The organism is Pseudomonas moorei (assembly GCF_008801475.1).
GTDB lineage: Bacteria > Pseudomonadota > Gammaproteobacteria > Pseudomonadales > Pseudomonadaceae > Aquipseudomonas > Aquipseudomonas moorei.
The window spans coordinates 247,595-264,824 of record NZ_VZPP01000002.1 but is presented as its reverse complement, the minus strand read 5'-3'; the positions used below and the strand labels follow the sequence as shown (position 1 = coordinate 264,824).

Sequence of the window (17,230 nt, the reverse complement as noted above, 5' to 3'; positions counted from 1 at the left end):
TAGCTTTACAACTAGCCGCTTATTGGCCTGGTTCGTCTGGAAAACCATGAATTCGATCTCCCGCGCCGTACCCGAAGTGGCGCTGCAAGCCATCCGCAAACTGATCACCGAACAGGGTTTCGGTCCGGGCGGTGCCTTGCCCTCGCAAAGGGACCTGGCGCTGCAATTGGGGGTCAGTCGAGCGTCGCTGCGCGAGGCCTTGTCATCGCTCAGTGCGCTGGGGGTTATCAGCATCCAGCCCGGTAAAGGCGTGTTCGTGCAGTCGCCCGTGGAGCTGCCGCGAGGCGAGGGCGCACCGGGCTGGCCGTTCGCGGCGCAGGCTTCGCCGCTGGATATCTTTCAATTGCGCTATGCACTGGAGGGTTTTGCGGCGGGGCTCGCCGCCGTGACCTTGAGCACCGATGAGCTCGATGCGCTGGAAGACAATGTCGCCGCCATGCGCATTGAGCTGAAGTCCGGCGACTTCGAGGCGGCTGCGCGCCTGGACTTCGACTTCCACCGGCGCATTCTGCTCGCCAGTGGCAATCAGGCGATGCTGAGCATTCTGACCGCCAGCGCCGACATCTTCCTGGAAAGCCAGAAACTACCGTTCATCCGGGCCGAGCGGGCCATGGAAACCTGGCAGGAGCACCGTAAAGTCCTGCGGGCGCTGGCCCGGCGTGCCTCTGGGGCCGCGCAGAAAGCCATGCATGAGCATGTGCGCAATGCCGCCCTGCGCACCGGAATCGCTTTCGTCGCTCCCGCCGCGACCTGACTTGGGCTATACCCAAACTCATGCACCACCATAGCGAGACTCAATCAACTGCGGCTTCCTGAACGTGGGAAGGGCAGCTATGATGGGCCACGTTTTTTTGCTTACAACCCTGGAGAATTCCATGAGCAGCGATCTTATCAAACACGTTAGCGACGCTAGCTTCGAGGCCGACGTACTCAAGGCTGAAGGCGCTGTACTGGTCGATTACTGGGCTGAATGGTGCGGCCCTTGCAAAATGATCGCTCCTGTTCTGGACGAAATTGCCGAGACCTACAAAGGCAAGCTGACCGTTGCCAAACTGAACATCGACGAAAACCAGGAAACCCCGGCCAAGCATGGCGTGCGTGGTATCCCGACCCTGATGCTGTTCAAGAACGGCAACGTCGAAGCGACCAAGGTCGGTGCGCTGTCGAAGTCGCAGCTGGCGGCCTTCCTCGACGCCAACATCTAAGCGTCGTTGTAGCGTGCCATGAAAAAGCCCCGCAAATAGCGGGGCTTTTTCGTTATAAGGGGCTAGACGCTCCGAAACTCAGGTGTTACATTCGGCCCCGCACTGGTTTCTCCAGTGCCCCCTGCTAGCCGTCGCCGACGCTCTCCTTTTCGAATAAGTACGCGATCCTGTCGCCTTCTCCGCGGCGCGGCCTCATTAAGCCAAAAGCTTAATTTCCCCCCTCCATAAATGATTACGTCATTCCTATATGAATCTGACTGAACTCAAGCAAAAGCCGATTACCGAACTGCTCGAATTGGCCGAACAGATGGGCATAGAAAATATGGCCCGTTCGCGCAAGCAGGACGTGATTTTCTCCCTGCTGAAAAAGCACGCGAAAAGCGGCGAGGAAATCTCCGGTGATGGCGTGCTGGAGATTCTCCAGGACGGCTTCGGCTTCCTCCGCTCTGCAGACGCCTCCTATCTCGCCGGCCCTGACGATATCTACGTCTCGCCGAGCCAGATCCGTCGCTTCAACTTGCGCACCGGTGACACCATCGTTGGCAAGATCCGTCCTCCGAAGGAAGGCGAGCGTTATTTCGCGCTGCTCAAGGTCGACACGATCAACTTCGACCGTCCGGAAAACGCGAAAAACAAGATTCTCTTCGAGAACCTGACCCCGCTGTTCCCGACCGTGCGCATGAAGATGGAAGCCGGCAACGGTTCCACCGAAGACTTGACCGGTCGTGTCATCGACCTGTGCGCCCCGATCGGCAAAGGCCAGCGCGGTCTGATCGTTGCACCGCCGAAAGCCGGTAAAACGATCATGCTGCAAAACATCGCGGCCAACATCGCCCGTAACAACCCTGAAGTTCATCTGATCGTGTTGCTGATCGATGAACGTCCGGAAGAAGTAACCGAAATGCAGCGTACCGTGCGCGGCGAAGTGGTTGCCTCGACGTTTGACGAGCCGCCAACCCGCCACGTGCAGGTTGCCGAAATGGTGATCGAGAAGGCCAAGCGCCTGGTCGAACACAAGAAAGACGTGGTGATCCTGCTCGACTCCATCACCCGTCTGGCCCGTGCCTACAACACCGTGATCCCGAGCTCCGGCAAGGTATTGACCGGTGGTGTCGATGCCCACGCCCTGGAGAAACCGAAACGTTTCTTCGGTGCTGCGCGGAACATCGAAGAAGGCGGCTCGCTGACCATCATCGCCACCGCACTGGTTGAAACCGGTTCGAAGATGGACGAAGTGATTTACGAAGAATTCAAAGGCACCGGCAACATGGAACTGCCTCTGGATCGTCGTATCGCTGAAAAACGCGTCTTCCCGGCGATCAACATCAACCGTTCCGGCACCCGCCGCGAAGAGTTGCTGACCGCTGATGACGAGTTGCAGCGCATGTGGATCCTGCGCAAGCTGCTGCATCCGATGGATGAAGTGGCTGCCATCGAGTTCCTGGTCGACAAGCTGAAAACGACCAAGACCAACGATGAGTTCTTCTTGTCGATGAAGCGCAAGTAACAAGAAAGCTGTTTAAAAAGAAGCGCCCTGAAAGGGCGCTTTTTTTGTGCCGGTCTATTTGTATCTGGATTGAAATCTGTGCTGTTGATAACGTGCGCCCTTTCCTTGGACTATGTATCCAAAAATGAGAAAGGGCTTTTATGCACACGTTTGGCAATCGCCGTGATATCGACGGATTACGGGCATTGGCGGTTATTCCCGTCGTACTTTTTCATTTCGGATTCAATACATTCAGTGGCGGCTTTGTCGGCGTCGACGTATTTTTCGTCATTTCCGGCTTCCTGATCACCACCATCCTGTTCCGTGAAATCAGTGCACAGCGTTTCAGCTTCATTGATTTCTGGGCGCGTCGTGCCCGTCGTATCATTCCTGCCCTGACCATGGTCATGTTGGTCACGCTGGCGCTGGGCTGGCTGCTGCTGACGGCCAAGGACTTTTCCGAGCTGGGACGAACAGTGCGCTATCAGTCGCTGTTCATCTCCAACATTCTGTTCATGCGTGAGGACGGCTACTTCCAGCCTGCCTCCGAGCTGAAGCCGCTGCTGCATACCTGGTCGCTGGCCGTGGAAGAGCAGTACTACATTTTCTTCCCGTTGCTGATGACAGCCCTGATCCGTTATGTCCGCCACTGGCGCTGGATGTTGCTCGCCGTACTGCTGATCTCGTTCGGCTTGAATATTCATTACATCGAGCAAAAGCCGGAATTCACGTTCTTTTCGCTGCCGACCCGGGCCTGGGAGTTGCTCTGCGGAGCCATGCTGGCTGTGATGCCGGCGCCCAAGCAGGCGGTGCGTGCGTGGGTGTATCAGGTTGTCGGCCTCGCCGGGCTGGTCGCGGTGCTGGTTGCGGTATTCACTTTTGACAAATCCACCGTATTTCCGGGCTGGGCCGCCCTGTTGCCGGTGTTGGGCACGACTGCGCTGATCTGGTCAGGTGCGCAAGGCGCGAGCTGGACCGCGCGGTTGTTGAGCCTGCGTGCGCTGGTCTGGGTGGGCCTGCTCTCTTACTCGCTGTACCTGTGGCACTGGCCGGTCTATGTCTACGCCAACGCCATTTCCATCGACGGCATTCAACCGCTGGAGGCGATCGGCTGGATCACCCTGTCGCTGGGGCTGGCGTGGTTGAGCCTGCGCTATGTCGAGTTGCCGTTCCGGGAGAAGCGTCTGCTCGCCACTCGTAACGCGGTGTTGGCCGGGGCTGTTGCTGTCATCGTGGTGCTGGCGACGACGGGGACGGCGATCAATTCAGCTGACGGCCTTCCCCAGCGCTTGACCGGCAAGGCGCTGGAATTTGCCCAGGCCCAGGAATGGCGGGCCGGACAGTTGAATTGCATGCTGGTCACCCAGGACAAGTCGCTGGACAAGGCTTGTCTGGTCGGTAACAACAAGGATATCCCGGCCACACAAATGTTTTGGGGCGACAGCCACGCCGCGGCATTGCTGCCGGCCATCGAACGCAACGCCCGTCGCGAAGGGCGCCCGATCTGGCTGTTCAGCATGAGCGCCTGCTCGCCGGTACTCAGTAATGATCAGCGCCAGCGTTGTATAGACTTCAACGAACAGACCATGGAAAAAGTGCGCAGTCTCGGGATAAAGGAGGTGGTGCTGGCGTCCAATTGGAGCCTGAACGTATATGGTCGTGAAGACGGCGACAAAAAAGTATTGCTCAACTCCAATGACACTACCGCTCAGGCCGAGCAACGTATGGCTGCTGCGCTGAAGGCGCGCGTGGCCGCGTTGCGAGAGGCAGGGGTGCAAGTCTGGCTGTTCAAGGACGTACCACTGCAAAGCAAAGGCAGTGTCAACCGCCTCACTAGCCTGGCTCGGATCGGGCGTTCGGCCGAGGGGCTCGGTCGTCCGCTCGAAGAACATCTGACACGACAGCATTTCATCAATGCCTTGTTCGATTCCATGAGTGCTGCCGATCCAGGGGTGCACGTGATCGACCCTACGCCAATGATGTGCACCAGTAGAATTTGCAGCATCGAGGTCGACGGCCGCTCGCAATACCGGGACGAGGATCACTTGTCAGATGTGGGAGGCGCCAGGTTGAGTCCGTTGTTTGTGCCGCTGCTGCTGGGTGCGAGCCACAATTGAGCGATGCCGGGCACTGACGGGCTGCTGTTTGACCGTCAGAGCAGGTAGGATGTACGCCTATTTTAGGGGTGCCATCTTCAATGAAATTCAAGGATCTTCGGGATTTCGTGCAGCAGCTTGAGCAGCGCGGAGAGTTGAAACGCATCCAGATCCCCGTCTCTCCTGTGCTGGAGATGACCGAGGTCTGTGACCGTACGCTGCGTGCCAAAGGCCCGGCACTATTGTTCGAAAAGCCAACCGGTTACGACATTCCGGTGCTCGGCAACCTGTTCGGTACGCCTGAGCGGGTAGCCATGGGCATGGGCGCCGAATCGGTCAGCGAACTGCGCGAGATTGGCAAGCTGTTGGCGTTCCTCAAGGAGCCCGAGCCGCCGAAGGGGCTGAAAGATGCCTGGTCCAAGTTGCCGATCTTCCGCAAGATCATCTCGATGGCGCCCAAGGTCGTCAAAGATGCGATCTGCCAGGAAGTGGTCATAGAAGGTGACGACGTCGACCTTGCCATGTTGCCGGTGCAGACCTGCTGGCCTGGGGATGTCGCCCCGCTGATCACCTGGGGCCTGACCGTCACCAAGGGCCCGAACAAGGATCGGCAGAATCTCGGTATCTACCGCCAGCAAGTGATTGGCCGCAACAAGGTCATCATGCGCTGGCTGAGCCATCGCGGCGGCGCCCTGGATTACCGTGAGTGGTGCGAGAAGCATCCGGGCCAACCGTTCCCGGTGGCCGTGGCGCTGGGCGCCGATCCCGCGACCATCCTCGGCGCCGTGACCCCGGTGCCCGATACCCTCTCCGAATACGCCTTTGCCGGCCTGCTGCGCGGTAACCGCACCGAACTGGTGAAGTGCCGTGGCAATGACCTGCAAGTGCCGGCCACGGCCGAAATCATCCTTGAAGGCGTGATCCATCCCGGCGAGATGGCGGACGAAGGTCCGTATGGCGACCACACCGGTTACTACAACGAAGTCGACAGCTTCCCGGTGTTTACGGTCGAGCGCATTACCCACCGCATCAAGCCGATTTACCACAGCACCTACACCGGGCGTCCACCGGATGAACCGGCGATTCTCGGGGTGGCGCTGAACGAAGTGTTCGTGCCGATCCTGCAGAAGCAGTTCCCGGAGATCACCGATTTCTACCTGCCGCCCGAAGGTTGCTCGTATCGCATGGCCGTCGTGACCATGAAGAAGTCGTATCCGGGGCATGCCAAGCGGGTAATGCTCGGCGTCTGGTCGTTTTTGCGACAGTTCATGTACACCAAGTTCGTTATCGTCACTGACGACGATATCAACGCACGGGACTGGAACGACGTGATCTGGGCCATCACCACGCGCATGGACCCCAAGCGCGACACGGTGATGATCGAAAACACGCCGATCGACTACCTCGACTTCGCCTCTCCGGTGTCCGGTCTGGGTTCGAAGATGGGGCTCGATGCCACGCATAAATGGCCGGGCGAAACCACGCGGGAGTGGGGTCGGGTCATCGTCAAGGACGAAGCCGTGACCAAGCGGATCGATGCCATCTGGAATCAGTTAGGAATAGATTGATGCGTGTAACTTTGCAGCCCTCCGGAGCGGTGCTGGATATCCTGCCCGGCGAGCGGATTCTCGATGGCGCACGCCGTCTGGGCTATGAATGCCCGCAAAGCTGTCGTAACGGTAATTGCCACGTGTGTGCCGCGCTGCTGGTGGAGGGGCGTGTCGAACAGGCCGGCGGTGTGCGCGACCATGGTGAGTTCTACACTTGCATAGCAGAGCCGCTGGAAGACTGCATTGTGCTGTGGGATGGCGTGCTCGCGCTGGGAGAGTTGCCGGTGCGCAGTCTGTCGTGTCAGGTCACCAGTTGCACCGACGTCGGCGGTGATACCTGGCGGGTACGGCTGCGGGCGCCGGCCGGCAAACCGCCGCGTTATCACGCGGGGCAGTATCTGATGATTCACCGGGACAACGGCGAAAAGTCGTCGTTTTCCCTGGCCTCGGCTCCATCAGGCGGGCGCGATCTGGAAATCCACGTGCTGGCGCGCGAAGCCAGTGCGCTGAACCTGATCAAACAATTGCAACGCGAAACGATGGTGCGGATCGACATGCCGTTCGGCGACACGCACCTGGCCGAGTTGCCAGACGGTCCACTGGTGCTGATCGCTGCGGGTACCGGCATGGGGCAGGTCCACGGCCTGATCGAACATTGCCGTGCCACGGGCTTCAAACATCCCGTACACCTGTATTGGGGCGTGCGTCGGCCCGAAGATTTTTATCAAATCGAACATTGGGACGAGTGGCTGAAATTGCCCAATCTGTTCCTGCATAAAGTCGTCAGCGATCAGTGCGGATGGCAGGGGCGTTGCGGCATGTTGCATGAAGCCGTTCGCGAGGACTTCCCGGATCTCAAGGCACTGCACGTGTATGCCAGTGGTTCGCCGGCGATGGTCTACGGCACGCTGGATGCGCTGGTCGAGGCGGGGATGGACGCCCACCAGATGCGAGCCGACGTATTTGCGTACGCGCCGCGATCTTGATCCGCGATCTTGATCCCCGCTCTTGATCCGCGCTCTTGATTGCCGCCCGGCAGGCCCTTTCTAGAAGCGAATGCCCGTCGTCACCATGGCCGCGTTGGCGCCGAGGAACACCAACTCGGCGGCCAGCGGGCCGTAGTGCGCGCCAACGGATGGAATGATCACCGGCGCAATGCCGAAGTGGTTGAGTGGAATCTTGTCCTTGTACCGGCCGCTGTAGCCCTCGAGCAGCCCGCCGGTCAATTTCAGATACACCGGATACTCGGCACTCTCATAGCGTTTACCGGCATAGGCATAGTTGGAGCGCTGGCTGAACGAGTTGCGAAAAGTTGCTCCACCAAATACCCAGCCAGACGCGTCATTGCGTTCAATGCCAATCAGATCCTGATTGTTATTGTGGTCGGGATCAGGTGAGTAATGTCGGGTGTAGATGCTGGTCTGTGCATACCAGAAGCCTTTGTCCTGTTGTGCATCATCCGCCGCCAGAACATGGCCAGCCTGGACCATCAACAACATGGCAAAAAGCCCCGGTTTTCTCATCATCCAGCCTCTGTTAAGCGGTATGGCTTACGCCTGAGGGGGCGTTATACGTGTACGCCCGGCAACGGGGAAGGCAGAAAATCCGAGAGTTTAGTAGGAAACTTCCTGCGCATTATGAACCTGCCCTGAACAGGCCGAATGCTTATGCATATGTCATTCAGGTATTTAAGCCATTTCGCAAATGGTATTAGGCTATATAAAACGAGGTGGCTGCAGTGATAACCGGTATTTAGGGGCATCACGAGTGTCATACATCCCTTAGCACTTTTCGTTTTACAGTTACTGCTATATGTTCTATGTAACGAAATTTGCTGCATCTTGTAATACTTGTGGGGCCGAACACTTCCGCCATGACAGCCATTGAATCGACTTTTCTGAATCTGGCTTACCCTCCGCGGCTCGATCTGGGGCCGCAGCTCACTCACGAACAATTGCTCAGCTCGATGCAGTCGACCATGGCACGCCACAAGGGCGGCCCGGTCTGGTTGTTCGCGTATGGGTCACTGATCTGGCGCCCCGAATGCACGGCGGTTGAGCGGGTTCGCGGGCGGGTGCATGGCTACCATCGCGGTTTGTACCTGTGGTCCCACGAACATCGCGGCACGCCGGAAATGCCCGGCCTGGTGTTTGGTCTGGATCGCGGCGGCTCTTGCAGTGGATTTGCCTACCGATTGCCGGAAGAGCGACTGGAGGCTTCGCTGTACGCGCTCTGGAAACGGGAAATGCCCTTTCCGTCCTATCGCCCGCACTGGCTTAATTGCCGACTTGAAGACGGTAGCCAGGTACAGGCGTTGGGATTCGTTCTGGAGCGGCACCTGCCCAGCTATGCCGGTAACTTGCCGGATCACGTGCTCAGTCATGTTTTTGAAAACGCTTGCGGGCGCTACGGCACCACGCGCGATTATGTCGAACAGACCGCTCGTGCCTTGCGTAGCCATGCAATGCCGGACCGAAATCTGGAAGCGCGGCTCAAGCGCTGCAAGTCAAAGTCCGATCAGACGGATGCTCCGCCGATGTGAAAGGGTGCAGGAAACATTACCTGCGCGCCCGCTTCGTGGCTTTAGAGCTACAAATGAAAAGGCCAGAACAACCTCGTCAGTTGTTCCGGCCTTTTTTGGTCTCTGGCGAAGGCTCAGCGAACCTGCACCACGACTTTCCCGACGGCCTTGCGCTGGCCGAGGTCATTGATGGCCTGTGCGGCGTTGCTCAACGGGTAGACCTGCGATACCAGTGGCTTCAACTTGCCTTCGGCAAACCAGCCGAACAATTGCTGGAAGTTTGCCGCGTTGTCCTGAGGCTGGCGCTGGGCGAACGAGCCCCAGAACACACCAAGCACCGCTGCGCCCTTGAGCAAGGCCAGGTTCACCGGCAGTTCAGGGATACGCCCACTGGCAAAGCCAACCACCAGCAGGCGGCCGTTCCAGGCGATGGCGCGGACGGCCTGGTCGAACAGGTCGCCGCCCACCGGGTCGTAGATCACGTCGGCGCCCTGGCCATCGGTCAGGCGTTTGATTTCGTCCTTGAGGCTGGTTTCGCTGTAGTTGATCAGTTCATCGGCACCGGCGGCCTTGGCCACGGCGAGTTTTTCCGCGCTGCTGGCGGCGGCGATGACCCGAGCGCCCATGGCTTTGCCGATTTCCACGGCGGCCAGGCCGACACCGCCGGAAGCGCCGAGAACCAGCAGGGTTTCACCCGGTTGCAGGTTGCCCCGTTGCTTGAGCGCATGCATCGAGGTGCCGTAGGTCATGCTGAAGGCGGCGGCAGTATTGAAGTCCATGGAAGGCGGAATCGGCAGCACGTTGTAGCCCGGCACCGCGACCTGTTCGGCGAAACTGCCCCAACCGGTCAGGGCCATGACCCGGTCACCGACTTTCAGGTGGCTGACCTTTTCGCCTACCGCGCTCACCACGCCGGCGGCCTCGCCACCCGGAGAAAACGGGAAGGGCGGTTTGAACTGGTATTTGCCCTCGATGATCAGCGTGTCCGGGAAATTCACCCCGGCGGCGTGCACGTCCAGCAGGATTTCGTTCTTCTTCGCGACAGGACTGGCGACGTCTTCCAGCACCAGCGATTCGGCGGGGCCGAAGGCTTTGCACAGCACGGCTTTCATCAGGGCTATTCCTTTGGGAGTGATGGCCGATAAGTGTAGGTGTGTGAGTCGATGGGTCAACGAGCATGCCCGGCCCTGATAGTCAGCCATAAGCTTGTGCTTGAGCGGCGGGTCGTTATGCTAGGCCGCAAACCGGATAAGGAGCGAATTGTGAAAGCGTGGATCGTGTTGATGCTGGCCCTGTCTCTGCCTGTGGCAGCGGTGGCCGAAGAGGCAAAAGAAGGTGAGGCTCCGAAGGTCAACTACATCACCCTCAGCCCGCCGTTCGTGGGCAACTATGGGTTGGACGGCACGCCGAAGCTCAAGGTCTACAAGGCCGACGTGGCGTTGCGCGTGACCGGTGACGAGGCCACCAAAGCGGTGAAAGCCAATGAACCGCTGATCCGCAATCAACTGGTGGCGCTGTTTGCCCAGCAGACCACCGAGACGATGAACAACGTCGAAGCCAAGGAAAAACTACGTCAGGAAGCCCTGAAGCAAACCCAGCAAGTCATGAATGACGAAACCGGCAAGCCGGTGGTCGAGGATCTGTTGTTCAACAATCTGATCATCCAGTAACGCTGGATCTACAGGCATTGGCTTGAGCAGCGCTTCAGGACGCCAGGCTCTTGCGAAACCGCATCAGCGCGATCGCAAAGAACAGCAGGCCGATGCCGGCGAGCTCGAGCAAGTCCGGCCACACCACGCTCAGCCCGGCGTCGCGAAACAGGATCGCGGCGCCAAGGCTGACGAAATGTGTCGATGGCGACCCCTGCATCACCCATTGCAACCATTGCGGCATGCTGTCGAGCGGCGTGCTGCCACCGGACAGCAGCAGCATCGGAATGATGACCGGAATGGCCAGCAGGCCGAACTGCGGTGTCGACCGGGCCAGGGTCGCGAGGAAAATCCCCAGCGCCGTACTGGCGAACAGATAAACCGCGGTCACCATCAAAAACAGACCCATGGAGCCGGCCAGCGGCACGCCGAGTGCGCCTTTGACGATCACTTCCAGTGAGATCCAGGTGCACACCACGACGACGAGCATGTTGCTCCAGATTTTCGCCAGCATGATCTCCAGTGCCGTCAGCGGCAGCACCAGCAAATGGTCGAGGGTGCCGTGTTCGCGCTCACGCAGCAGCGCCGTGCCGGTGAGGATGATGGCGAGGATGGTGATGTTGTTGACGATCTGAATCACGGCCAGGAACCAGCCACCTTCCAGGTTGGTGTTGAACAGCGAGCGGGTGGTCAGCAGGATCGGCGCCTGGCTGGCGGGATCGCTTTGACCACTGTAGGTCAGCAATTCGCGCTGGAATATCCGCCCGATGTAGCCGGCCCCCATGAATGCCTGGCTCATGGCCGTGGCATCGACGTTCACCTGCACCGCAGGCTGGCGACCGGCCAACAAATCCGTCTGAAAATTCGCCGGCACATTGATCACAAAGGTGTACCGGCCACTGTCCAGGACCTGGTCGAGTTGTCCGTAAGGCAGCGGCACAGGGCGCTGAAACTCCGGCGGTTGCAGGGCCTGGGCCAGTTGTCGTGACAAGTGACTGTGATCCTCGTCCACCATCGCCACGCTGGCGTTGTGCACGCCGATCACCGAACCGGCGGCCGGCATGTAGATCGCCACGGTGAAGGCGTAGAACAGAAACACCAGCAATACGCTGTCGTGCCGCAAGCTGGTCAGTTCCTTGATGCCCAGACGCAAGATGTGAGCAAGCTTGTGCATCAGGCCTCCTGCTTTTTCAGCATGATCAGGCTCAGCCCGGTAAACCCGAGAAAAAACCCGAACAGCGCCAGGCATTGCGGCCACAACTGCCGCAGGTCCAGCGCTTTGGTGAAAGTGCCGACGGTGATATCGAGGAAATAGCCCGCCGGAAACAACATCCCCATCACCGCCGCCGCACCCTCAAGAGAAGAGCGCGGCACGATCAGCCCGGAAAACTGGATGGTTGGCAGACTGGTGATGATCATGGTGCCGAGGATGGCGGCGATCTGGGTCCGGGTGAACGCCGAGATCAACAGCCCCATGCTGGTCGTGGCCAATACGTAGAGCAGTCCGCCGAAGGCCAGGGTGAGGCCGCTGCCCTTGAAGGGCACGCCGAACAGCCAGCGGTTCATCGCCGTCAGCACGGCCAGATTGATCAGGCTGATCGCCAGATACGGCGCCTGTTTGCCCAGCAGGAATTCCAGGCGGGTGAGCGGCGTGGCGTAGAAGTTGGTGATCGACCCCAGTTCTTTCTCCCGCACGATCCCCAGGGCCGTCAACATGGCCGGGATGAACGCGAGGATCAGCGCCATCACCCCGGGGCCGATGGCGTTGACGCTGACCACGTCCTGGTTGTAGCGGAATCGGGTTTCGAGTTTGGCTGCTGCGGGGGTATTCAGTGCGGGGCTGCTCTGTTCGGCCAGTCGCTCCAGATCTGACTGGTGCACCGCTTCCACATAGTTGCGACTGGTCTCGGCACGAAACGGCATGCCCCCATCCAGCCAGGCCGCCACAGTGGGTTGGCGTCCGGCGTACAGGTCGCGACCAAAGCCAGGCGGGATCTCCAACGCGAGTTTGATTTCCGAACGCTGAAGGCGTCGATGCAGTTCTTTCGTGTCGCGGATGGGGAATTGTTCGGCGAAGTAGCGAGAGCTGCGAAAGGCCTCCAGGTAGGTGCGGCTTTGCGGCGTCTGGTCTTGATCGAACACGGCGAAAGCGAGGTTTTCCACATCCAGCGAAATGCCATAGCCGAAGATCACCATCATGAAAATGGCTCCCAGCATGGCAAATGCCATTCGCACTTTGTCGCGCAGCAACTCCTTGCCTTCGCGGGTGGCCACTGCCACCAGTCGCCCGACACTGAAACCGCGCTCTTTCATTGGCTTGGCCGCTGTGACAGGTGCGTCGACCGGGGCTGGCGGAGTCGGTGTCTCGGCCGTTCCTTGAGCCTGTTCCAGACAGGTGACAAACGCAGCCTCCAGGGTTTCGCCGTTGAACTGTCGTTGCAGTGCTGCCGGGGTGTCACAAGCCAGCACCTTGCCGGCGTGCATCAGTGAAATGCGGTCGCAGCGCTGGGCTTCGTTCATGAAGTGGGTGGAGAGGAAAATCGTCACGCCTTGCTCGCGCGACAGTTCGATCAGCAGTCGCCAAAAGTCGTCTCGCGCCGCCGGGTCGACACCGGACGTGGGTTCGTCGAGGATCAGGACTTCCGGTCGATGCAACACCGCGACGGCCAGTGACAGCCGTTGGCGCAAGCCCAACGGCAAGGCGCCGGACTGTTGGTCGGCCACACCGCCCAGGTTGAAGCGCTGGATCAGTTCGTCGATGCGCCGGACGCTATCGGCCTTGGGCAAATCGAACAGGCGTGCATGCAAATCCAGGTTTTGCCGCACGCTGAGCTCGCCATACAGCGAGAAGCTCTGGGACATGAAACCGACCCGTTTTCGCGTGGCCAGGTCCTTGGCGTTCACCGGATTACCCAGCAACGTGGCGCTGCCTTCGCTGGCCGGCATCAGCCCGGTGAGGACTTTCATGGTGGTGGTTTTGCCGCAGCCATTGGAGCCGAGGAAGCCGAAAATTTCGCCGCGACCGATGGCGAAGCTGACCTTGTCCACGGCGGTAAAATCGCCAAAGCGCAGGGTCAGGTCGTGGGCCTCGATGGCAATGTCAGTAGTGGAGCCGGTCCGGGGAGGAATCACCAGCGGCTGGTTGTCGTGGCCACTGTCGCCCTGGAAATGTGTGAACGCCTCGTCGAGTTTGCCGCCGGGCGTGACGGCGGCCAATTCGCTGCTCAGGCCCGTGGCAATCAACCGACCGCCGTCGAGCATCAGGCAATGTTCGAATTGCTCGGCCTCTTCCATGTACGCGGTAGCGACCAGCAGTGTCAGTTGCGGGCGTTGACGCCGCACATCGTCCACCAGTTCCCAGAAGCGCCGCCGGGACAAGGGATCGACGCCTGTGGTCGGTTCGTCGAGGATCAGCAGGTCCGGCTCGTGGATCAGCGCACAGCAGAGCCCGAGCTTCTGCTTCATGCCGCCAGACAGTTTGCCGGCCGGGCGATCGGCAAAGTGCAACAGGTCGGTGGCCAGCAGCAAGCTGTGCCTGCGCTGGTCGCATTCGGCTTTTGAAAGGCCGAACAGCGTGGCGAAAAACTGGATGTTCTCGCTGATCGACAATTCAGGATAAAGGTTGCCGCCCAGGCCCTGAGGCATGAAGGCGATACGCGAGTAGAGGCTATTGCGATGGCGACGGTCCTGAATCGAGCCGTCAAGCACGTTCAATTGACCTTGTTGCAGGGTTTTCACGCCTGCGATCAAACCCAGCAAACTCGACTTGCCGGCACCGTCCGGGCCGATCAGGCCGCAGCGTGTGCCGGTGGGCAGGCTGAAACTGATGTCGGTCAGGGCCTGCTGTTTGCCGTAAAGGTGGTTGATGCCAGTGGCTTGCAGCGCCAGGGCAGTCATTGCAGGTTGGCCGGCCAATTGACCGGCGCGGTACGTACATAACCGGCTCCGGGCATTCCCGGCTTGGCCTGGGGCAGGGCGCCTGGATCGGTCAGGCGCAGTTTGACCCGGAACACCAGTTTTTGCCGTTCGTCGCGGGTTTCGACTTCCTTGGGGGTGAATTGCGACTTGGCGGCGACGAAGCTGATTTTGGCGGGTTGCGGGTGGTCGGGCAGGGCGTCGAGCAGGATCCGAGCATCATCGCCAACCGCCAGGCGTCCGGTAATGGAAGCTGGAAGGTAGAGGTTCATGTACTGGTCGCTGGGGTCTATCAGCAATAGCACCCGTCCGCCGGCACCCAGCACCTCGCCGGGTTCGGCCATGCGCAACTGGATGACCCCGTCGATGGGGGCTCGCAGGCTGCTGTCATCGATTTCGCTGGTCAACATCGCCACTTGGGCCTGGGCTGCGCCAATCGTCGCGCTGACCGCCGATACCTGGGCTCTGGAAGCGGCGACTGCGGCAACGCCTGTGTCCAGGCGCGCCTGTTGTTGATCGACGACCTGGCTGCTGACGAAACCGTGCTTTATCAGTTCCTGGGAGCGCTTGAGCTCCTGTTGAGCCAGCAGTTGTTCGCTCTGGCGCAGTTGCACGTTGGCCTGGGCGGCGGACAGGTTTTCCCGCGCACGCAGCACCTCGGCTTCAGCCTGGTTGCGCTGGGCTTCGAGGGTGCGGGTATCCATGCGGGCCAGCAGTTGGCCCTTGGTGACCTTGTCGCCTTCATCGACGAACACCTCTGCCAGGCGTCCGGGTGTCTTGCTGGCGATCTGCACTTCGGTGGCTTCAAGGCGGCCATTGCCGACGTACAAGCCTTCGGGCAGCCGGTCATGCATTGACTTCCAGTAACCGAAACCACCGGCGGCCAACAGCAAAACCATCAACGAACTGGCGAAGAAAATCGAAGAGCGACTGTGGGTAGACATGCGGGCATCCTGCGGCTGTTGCGTCCTAGTCTGGTTGATCGAGCGCCGGGGCGATTTGATACCAGTCAACTGAGGGGCAAGCCTAACCTGATTGGTCAGGCAAAGGAGGACGATCGGCGCCTTCTGTTTTATTTAGCGTAAATCGAGGACGGCTGCCCATTGTTCGGCGGTCACCGGCATTACCGACAATCGACTGCCTTTCTGCACCAGTGGCATTTGCGCCAGTGCGGGCTGCTGTTTCAGGTAATCGAGCTTCAAGACCCTGGGAAACGTCTCGACGTGCGCGACATCAATCGCGCTCCAGGCGTTTTTCTCCGGTGAGGCTTTTGGGTCGAAGTAGTGGCTTTCTGGTTCCAGCGCCGTCGGGTCCGGATAAGCGGATTCAACGATCTTGCCAATCCCGGCAATCCCCGGCTCGGGGCAGCTGGAATGGTAGAAGAAGAACTCGTCGCCGACCGCCATGGCCCTTAGGAAATTGCGCGCCTGATAGTTGCGAACCCCGTCCCAGCGCGCTTTGCCGAGCTTCTCCAGACCTTTGATCGAGAGTTCGTCGGGCTCGGATTTCATCAGCCAATAGGCCATGGTTTTAGCTCCTTGCGAGGTCATTGGGCGGCTTGTCCGGCCATTTTATGACAAACCGACAGTCGGTTGACGCCAGCATTTGCGTGCCGGTTCACGTTGTCGCAAAATGCCGGCCTTTAGAGCTTGACGCTGCTGCACGGCCTACAAACGGAAACCGCTGCTGTCATCGTGTTGATATGCCTTTGGGGGGCAATCGATGAAACGCAAACCGGATTTACTATGGATTTTGGTTATTTTGTTCGGCCTTGGGGTCGTGACTACCGGCTATGCCCAAAGCCTGTGGACCAACAAGACCGATGCCCCGGTCGAAGTCGCACAGTTACAACAACAGTCGACCGCTTTCAAACGCTGAACCCGTCTCTCGACGCCGCTGATTCCGGTGGCGTCTAGCCTGCGTAATACCAAGCCTTGTCTGTCACCGTGCCCTGCAACGGTACATCCCAGCTCGCCTGAGCCAGGCGCTCTACCTTCTGGCATTCATGGGCCAGCCCCAGCAGCGTCGGTTTGCGCCAGTCATGACGGCGCGATAGATAGGCCAGACTGCGATCATAGAAGCCGCCGCCCATGCCCAGGCGTCCGCCGACATCGTCAAATCCCACCAATGGCAGCAGCACTAGGTCCAGCGCCCAGACTTTGCGTTGTCGGGCGAGGTTGTGCCTGGGTTCGAGAATCCGGAAGCGATTGGGTTTGAGTTTTTCGCCGAGGCGAATGCGCTGGAACACCATTTTGGTGCGCGGCCAGGCGCTGAGCACCGGCAGATAGGTGGCCTTGCCCCGACGCTGGGCGGCACGCAGCAGCAGGCGCGGATCGATTTCACCGTCGGTGGGCAGATAAAGAGAGATGTGTCTGGCGCGGCGAAACAGCGGTTGCTGGGCCAATTGCCTGTACAGCCCGCGAGCGGCCTGGCGCTGCTGACTGGCGGTCAGTGCACGGCGGGCCTTGCGCAGCATGCGTCGAAGTTGCGGGCGGGGAAGCAGCGCAGGTTCGGTCATGGATTCGGGCTTCAGCAGATCGGGTACGTGAAGCGTACCCGTAAAAACGCCGATGCCGGTATTAAAACCGGCATCGGACTGGAATCAGGCTCCCCGGATGAACCGCTGTCGACTTAGCCCTTGAACCCGAAAGTTCAAGGTGGAAGATGCAGTAGGCTTTAAGGCTTTCCGTCTAGCGGACATGCACACCAGCCCAACGTGCAACCTCCAGGGTATAGCAAATCGGCTCAGGGACATCGCCAACTGGCAAGCACCCCAGGGAGTGTTGGGAGTATACCGCAAGCGTCGGC

Annotated in this window: 16 protein-coding genes and 1 other RNA gene; 9 read left to right on the top strand and 8 right to left on the bottom strand. The window is 59.7% G+C overall.

The features are described from left to right. Positions 1-46 precede the first annotated feature (46 nt). From F7R06_RS04165 to F7R06_RS04140, 6 genes are all read left to right on the top strand, one after another. Positions 47-754, top strand: a complete 708-nt coding sequence (locus tag F7R06_RS04165) for a FadR/GntR family transcriptional regulator (RefSeq protein ID WP_090326448.1) — start codon at positions 47-49, stop codon at positions 752-754. Between the two features lie 121 nt (positions 755-875). After that, positions 876-1,205, top strand: a complete 330-nt coding sequence (trxA, locus tag F7R06_RS04160; RefSeq protein WP_003206727.1) for a thioredoxin TrxA — start codon at positions 876-878, stop codon at positions 1,203-1,205. A gap of 247 nt (positions 1,206-1,452) precedes the next feature. Further along, the gene (gene rho / locus F7R06_RS04155) at positions 1,453-2,712 is read left to right on the top strand and encodes a transcription termination factor Rho (RefSeq protein WP_003206716.1); all 1,260 of its coding nucleotides are present in this window, start codon (positions 1,453-1,455) and stop codon (positions 2,710-2,712) included. 140 nt (positions 2,713-2,852) lie between these two features. Beyond that, positions 2,853-4,808 (top strand): acyltransferase family protein, encoded by a 1,956-nt coding sequence (locus F7R06_RS04150; RefSeq protein WP_090326446.1) that lies wholly within the window; start codon positions 2,853-2,855, stop codon positions 4,806-4,808. Positions 4,809-4,888: 80 nt separating this feature from the next. Continuing rightward, positions 4,889-6,355 carry a 4-hydroxy-3-polyprenylbenzoate decarboxylase gene (ubiD, locus tag F7R06_RS04145; protein ID WP_090326443.1) on the top strand — a complete coding sequence of 489 codons (1,467 nt, stop codon included), beginning with the start codon at positions 4,889-4,891 and terminating at the stop codon, positions 6,353-6,355. Continuing rightward, positions 6,355-7,323 (top strand): CDP-6-deoxy-delta-3,4-glucoseen reductase, encoded by a 969-nt coding sequence (locus tag F7R06_RS04140; protein ID WP_090326441.1) that lies wholly within the window; start codon positions 6,355-6,357, stop codon positions 7,321-7,323. The genes ubiD and F7R06_RS04140 overlap by 1 nt, the downstream gene beginning before the upstream one ends. A gap of 60 nt (positions 7,324-7,383) precedes the next feature. Here F7R06_RS04140 and F7R06_RS04135 read toward each other — a convergent pair whose 3' ends face one another. Further along, positions 7,384-7,860: a sn-glycerol-3-phosphate transporter gene (locus F7R06_RS04135; protein ID WP_090326438.1), complete on the bottom strand. Its 477-nt coding sequence runs from the start codon at positions 7,858-7,860 to the stop codon at positions 7,384-7,386. A 350-nt stretch (positions 7,861-8,210) separates the two neighbouring features. Between F7R06_RS04135 and F7R06_RS04130 the strand changes: the two genes are divergently transcribed. Beyond that, positions 8,211-8,879, top strand: a complete 669-nt coding sequence (locus F7R06_RS04130; protein WP_090326435.1) for a gamma-glutamylcyclotransferase — start codon at positions 8,211-8,213, stop codon at positions 8,877-8,879. Positions 8,880-8,992: 113 nt separating this feature from the next. Here the strand turns inward: F7R06_RS04130 and F7R06_RS04125 are convergent, their stop codons facing one another. Further along, complete coding sequence (locus tag F7R06_RS04125; RefSeq protein WP_090326433.1) at positions 8,993-9,970, bottom strand: NADPH:quinone oxidoreductase family protein; 978 nt, start codon at positions 9,968-9,970, stop codon at positions 8,993-8,995. 150 nt (positions 9,971-10,120) lie between these two features. Here F7R06_RS04125 and F7R06_RS04120 point away from each other — a divergent pair, with 150 nt between their 5' ends. Continuing rightward, entirely contained in the window at positions 10,121-10,528 is a 408-nt protein-coding gene (locus F7R06_RS04120) for a flagellar basal body-associated protein FliL (protein ID WP_090326430.1), read from the top strand. A 34-nt stretch (positions 10,529-10,562) separates the two neighbouring features. Here the strand turns inward: F7R06_RS04120 and F7R06_RS04115 are convergent, their stop codons facing one another. The 4 genes from F7R06_RS04115 to F7R06_RS04100 all read right to left on the bottom strand — a co-directional run bounded on the left by F7R06_RS04115 (position 10,563) and on the right by F7R06_RS04100 (position 15,948). Next, positions 10,563-11,681, bottom strand: coding sequence for an ABC transporter permease (locus F7R06_RS04115; RefSeq protein ID WP_090326428.1), 1,119 nt, complete (start codon positions 11,679-11,681; stop codon positions 10,563-10,565). Beyond that, positions 11,681-14,404 (bottom strand): ribosome-associated ATPase/putative transporter RbbA, encoded by a 2,724-nt coding sequence (gene rbbA / locus F7R06_RS04110; RefSeq protein ID WP_090326425.1) that lies wholly within the window; start codon positions 14,402-14,404, stop codon positions 11,681-11,683. The genes F7R06_RS04115 and rbbA overlap by 1 nt, the downstream gene beginning before the upstream one ends. Then, positions 14,401-15,366, bottom strand: a complete 966-nt coding sequence (locus tag F7R06_RS04105) for an HlyD family secretion protein (RefSeq protein WP_090326422.1) — start codon at positions 15,364-15,366, stop codon at positions 14,401-14,403. The genes rbbA and F7R06_RS04105 overlap by 4 nt, the downstream gene beginning before the upstream one ends. Before the next feature lie 132 nt (positions 15,367-15,498). Further along, complete coding sequence (locus F7R06_RS04100; RefSeq protein WP_090326419.1) at positions 15,499-15,948, bottom strand: EVE domain-containing protein; 450 nt, start codon at positions 15,946-15,948, stop codon at positions 15,499-15,501. Positions 15,949-16,144: 196 nt separating this feature from the next. Here F7R06_RS04100 and F7R06_RS30705 point away from each other — a divergent pair, with 196 nt between their 5' ends. Next, positions 16,145-16,300 carry a hypothetical protein gene (locus F7R06_RS30705; RefSeq protein WP_090326416.1) on the top strand — a complete coding sequence of 52 codons (156 nt, stop codon included), beginning with the start codon at positions 16,145-16,147 and terminating at the stop codon, positions 16,298-16,300. A 34-nt stretch (positions 16,301-16,334) separates the two neighbouring features. Here the strand turns inward: F7R06_RS30705 and F7R06_RS04095 are convergent, their stop codons facing one another. Further along, entirely contained in the window at positions 16,335-16,940 is a 606-nt protein-coding gene (locus F7R06_RS04095) for a 5-formyltetrahydrofolate cyclo-ligase (protein ID WP_090326414.1), read from the bottom strand. 86 nt (positions 16,941-17,026) lie between these two features. Further along, positions 17,027-17,205: non-coding RNA, 6S RNA (ssrS, locus tag F7R06_RS04090), on the bottom strand. Between the last annotated feature and the right edge of the window lie 25 nt (positions 17,206-17,230).

Bases quoted from the DNA above. Each gene is read 5' to 3' on its own strand.
- F7R06_RS04165 (WP_090326448.1), top strand. From the start codon at position 47: ATGAATTCGATCTCCCGCGCCGTACCCGAAGTGGCGCTGCAAGCCATC.
- trxA (WP_003206727.1), top strand. From the start codon at position 876: ATGAGCAGCGATCTTATCAAACACGTTAGCGACGCTAGCTTCGAGGCC.
- rho (WP_003206716.1), top strand. From the start codon at position 1,453: ATGAATCTGACTGAACTCAAGCAAAAGCCGATTACCGAACTGCTCGAA.
- F7R06_RS04150 (WP_090326446.1), top strand. From the start codon at position 2,853: ATGCACACGTTTGGCAATCGCCGTGATATCGACGGATTACGGGCATTG.
- ubiD (WP_090326443.1), top strand. From the start codon at position 4,889: ATGAAATTCAAGGATCTTCGGGATTTCGTGCAGCAGCTTGAGCAGCGC.
- F7R06_RS04140 (WP_090326441.1), top strand. From the start codon at position 6,355: ATGCGTGTAACTTTGCAGCCCTCCGGAGCGGTGCTGGATATCCTGCCC.
- F7R06_RS04135 (WP_090326438.1), bottom strand. From the start codon at position 7,860: ATGAGAAAACCGGGGCTTTTTGCCATGTTGTTGATGGTCCAGGCTGGC.
- F7R06_RS04130 (WP_090326435.1), top strand. From the start codon at position 8,211: ATGACAGCCATTGAATCGACTTTTCTGAATCTGGCTTACCCTCCGCGG.
- F7R06_RS04125 (WP_090326433.1), bottom strand. From the start codon at position 9,970: ATGAAAGCCGTGCTGTGCAAAGCCTTCGGCCCCGCCGAATCGCTGGTG.
- F7R06_RS04115 (WP_090326428.1), bottom strand. From the start codon at position 11,681: ATGCACAAGCTTGCTCACATCTTGCGTCTGGGCATCAAGGAACTGACC.
- rbbA (WP_090326425.1), bottom strand. From the start codon at position 14,404: ATGACTGCCCTGGCGCTGCAAGCCACTGGCATCAACCACCTTTACGGC.
- F7R06_RS04105 (WP_090326422.1), bottom strand. From the start codon at position 15,366: ATGTCTACCCACAGTCGCTCTTCGATTTTCTTCGCCAGTTCGTTGATG.
- F7R06_RS04100 (WP_090326419.1), bottom strand. From the start codon at position 15,948: ATGGCCTATTGGCTGATGAAATCCGAGCCCGACGAACTCTCGATCAAA.
- F7R06_RS30705 (WP_090326416.1), top strand. From the start codon at position 16,145: ATGAAACGCAAACCGGATTTACTATGGATTTTGGTTATTTTGTTCGGC.
- F7R06_RS04095 (WP_090326414.1), bottom strand. From the start codon at position 16,940: ATGACCGAACCTGCGCTGCTTCCCCGCCCGCAACTTCGACGCATGCTG.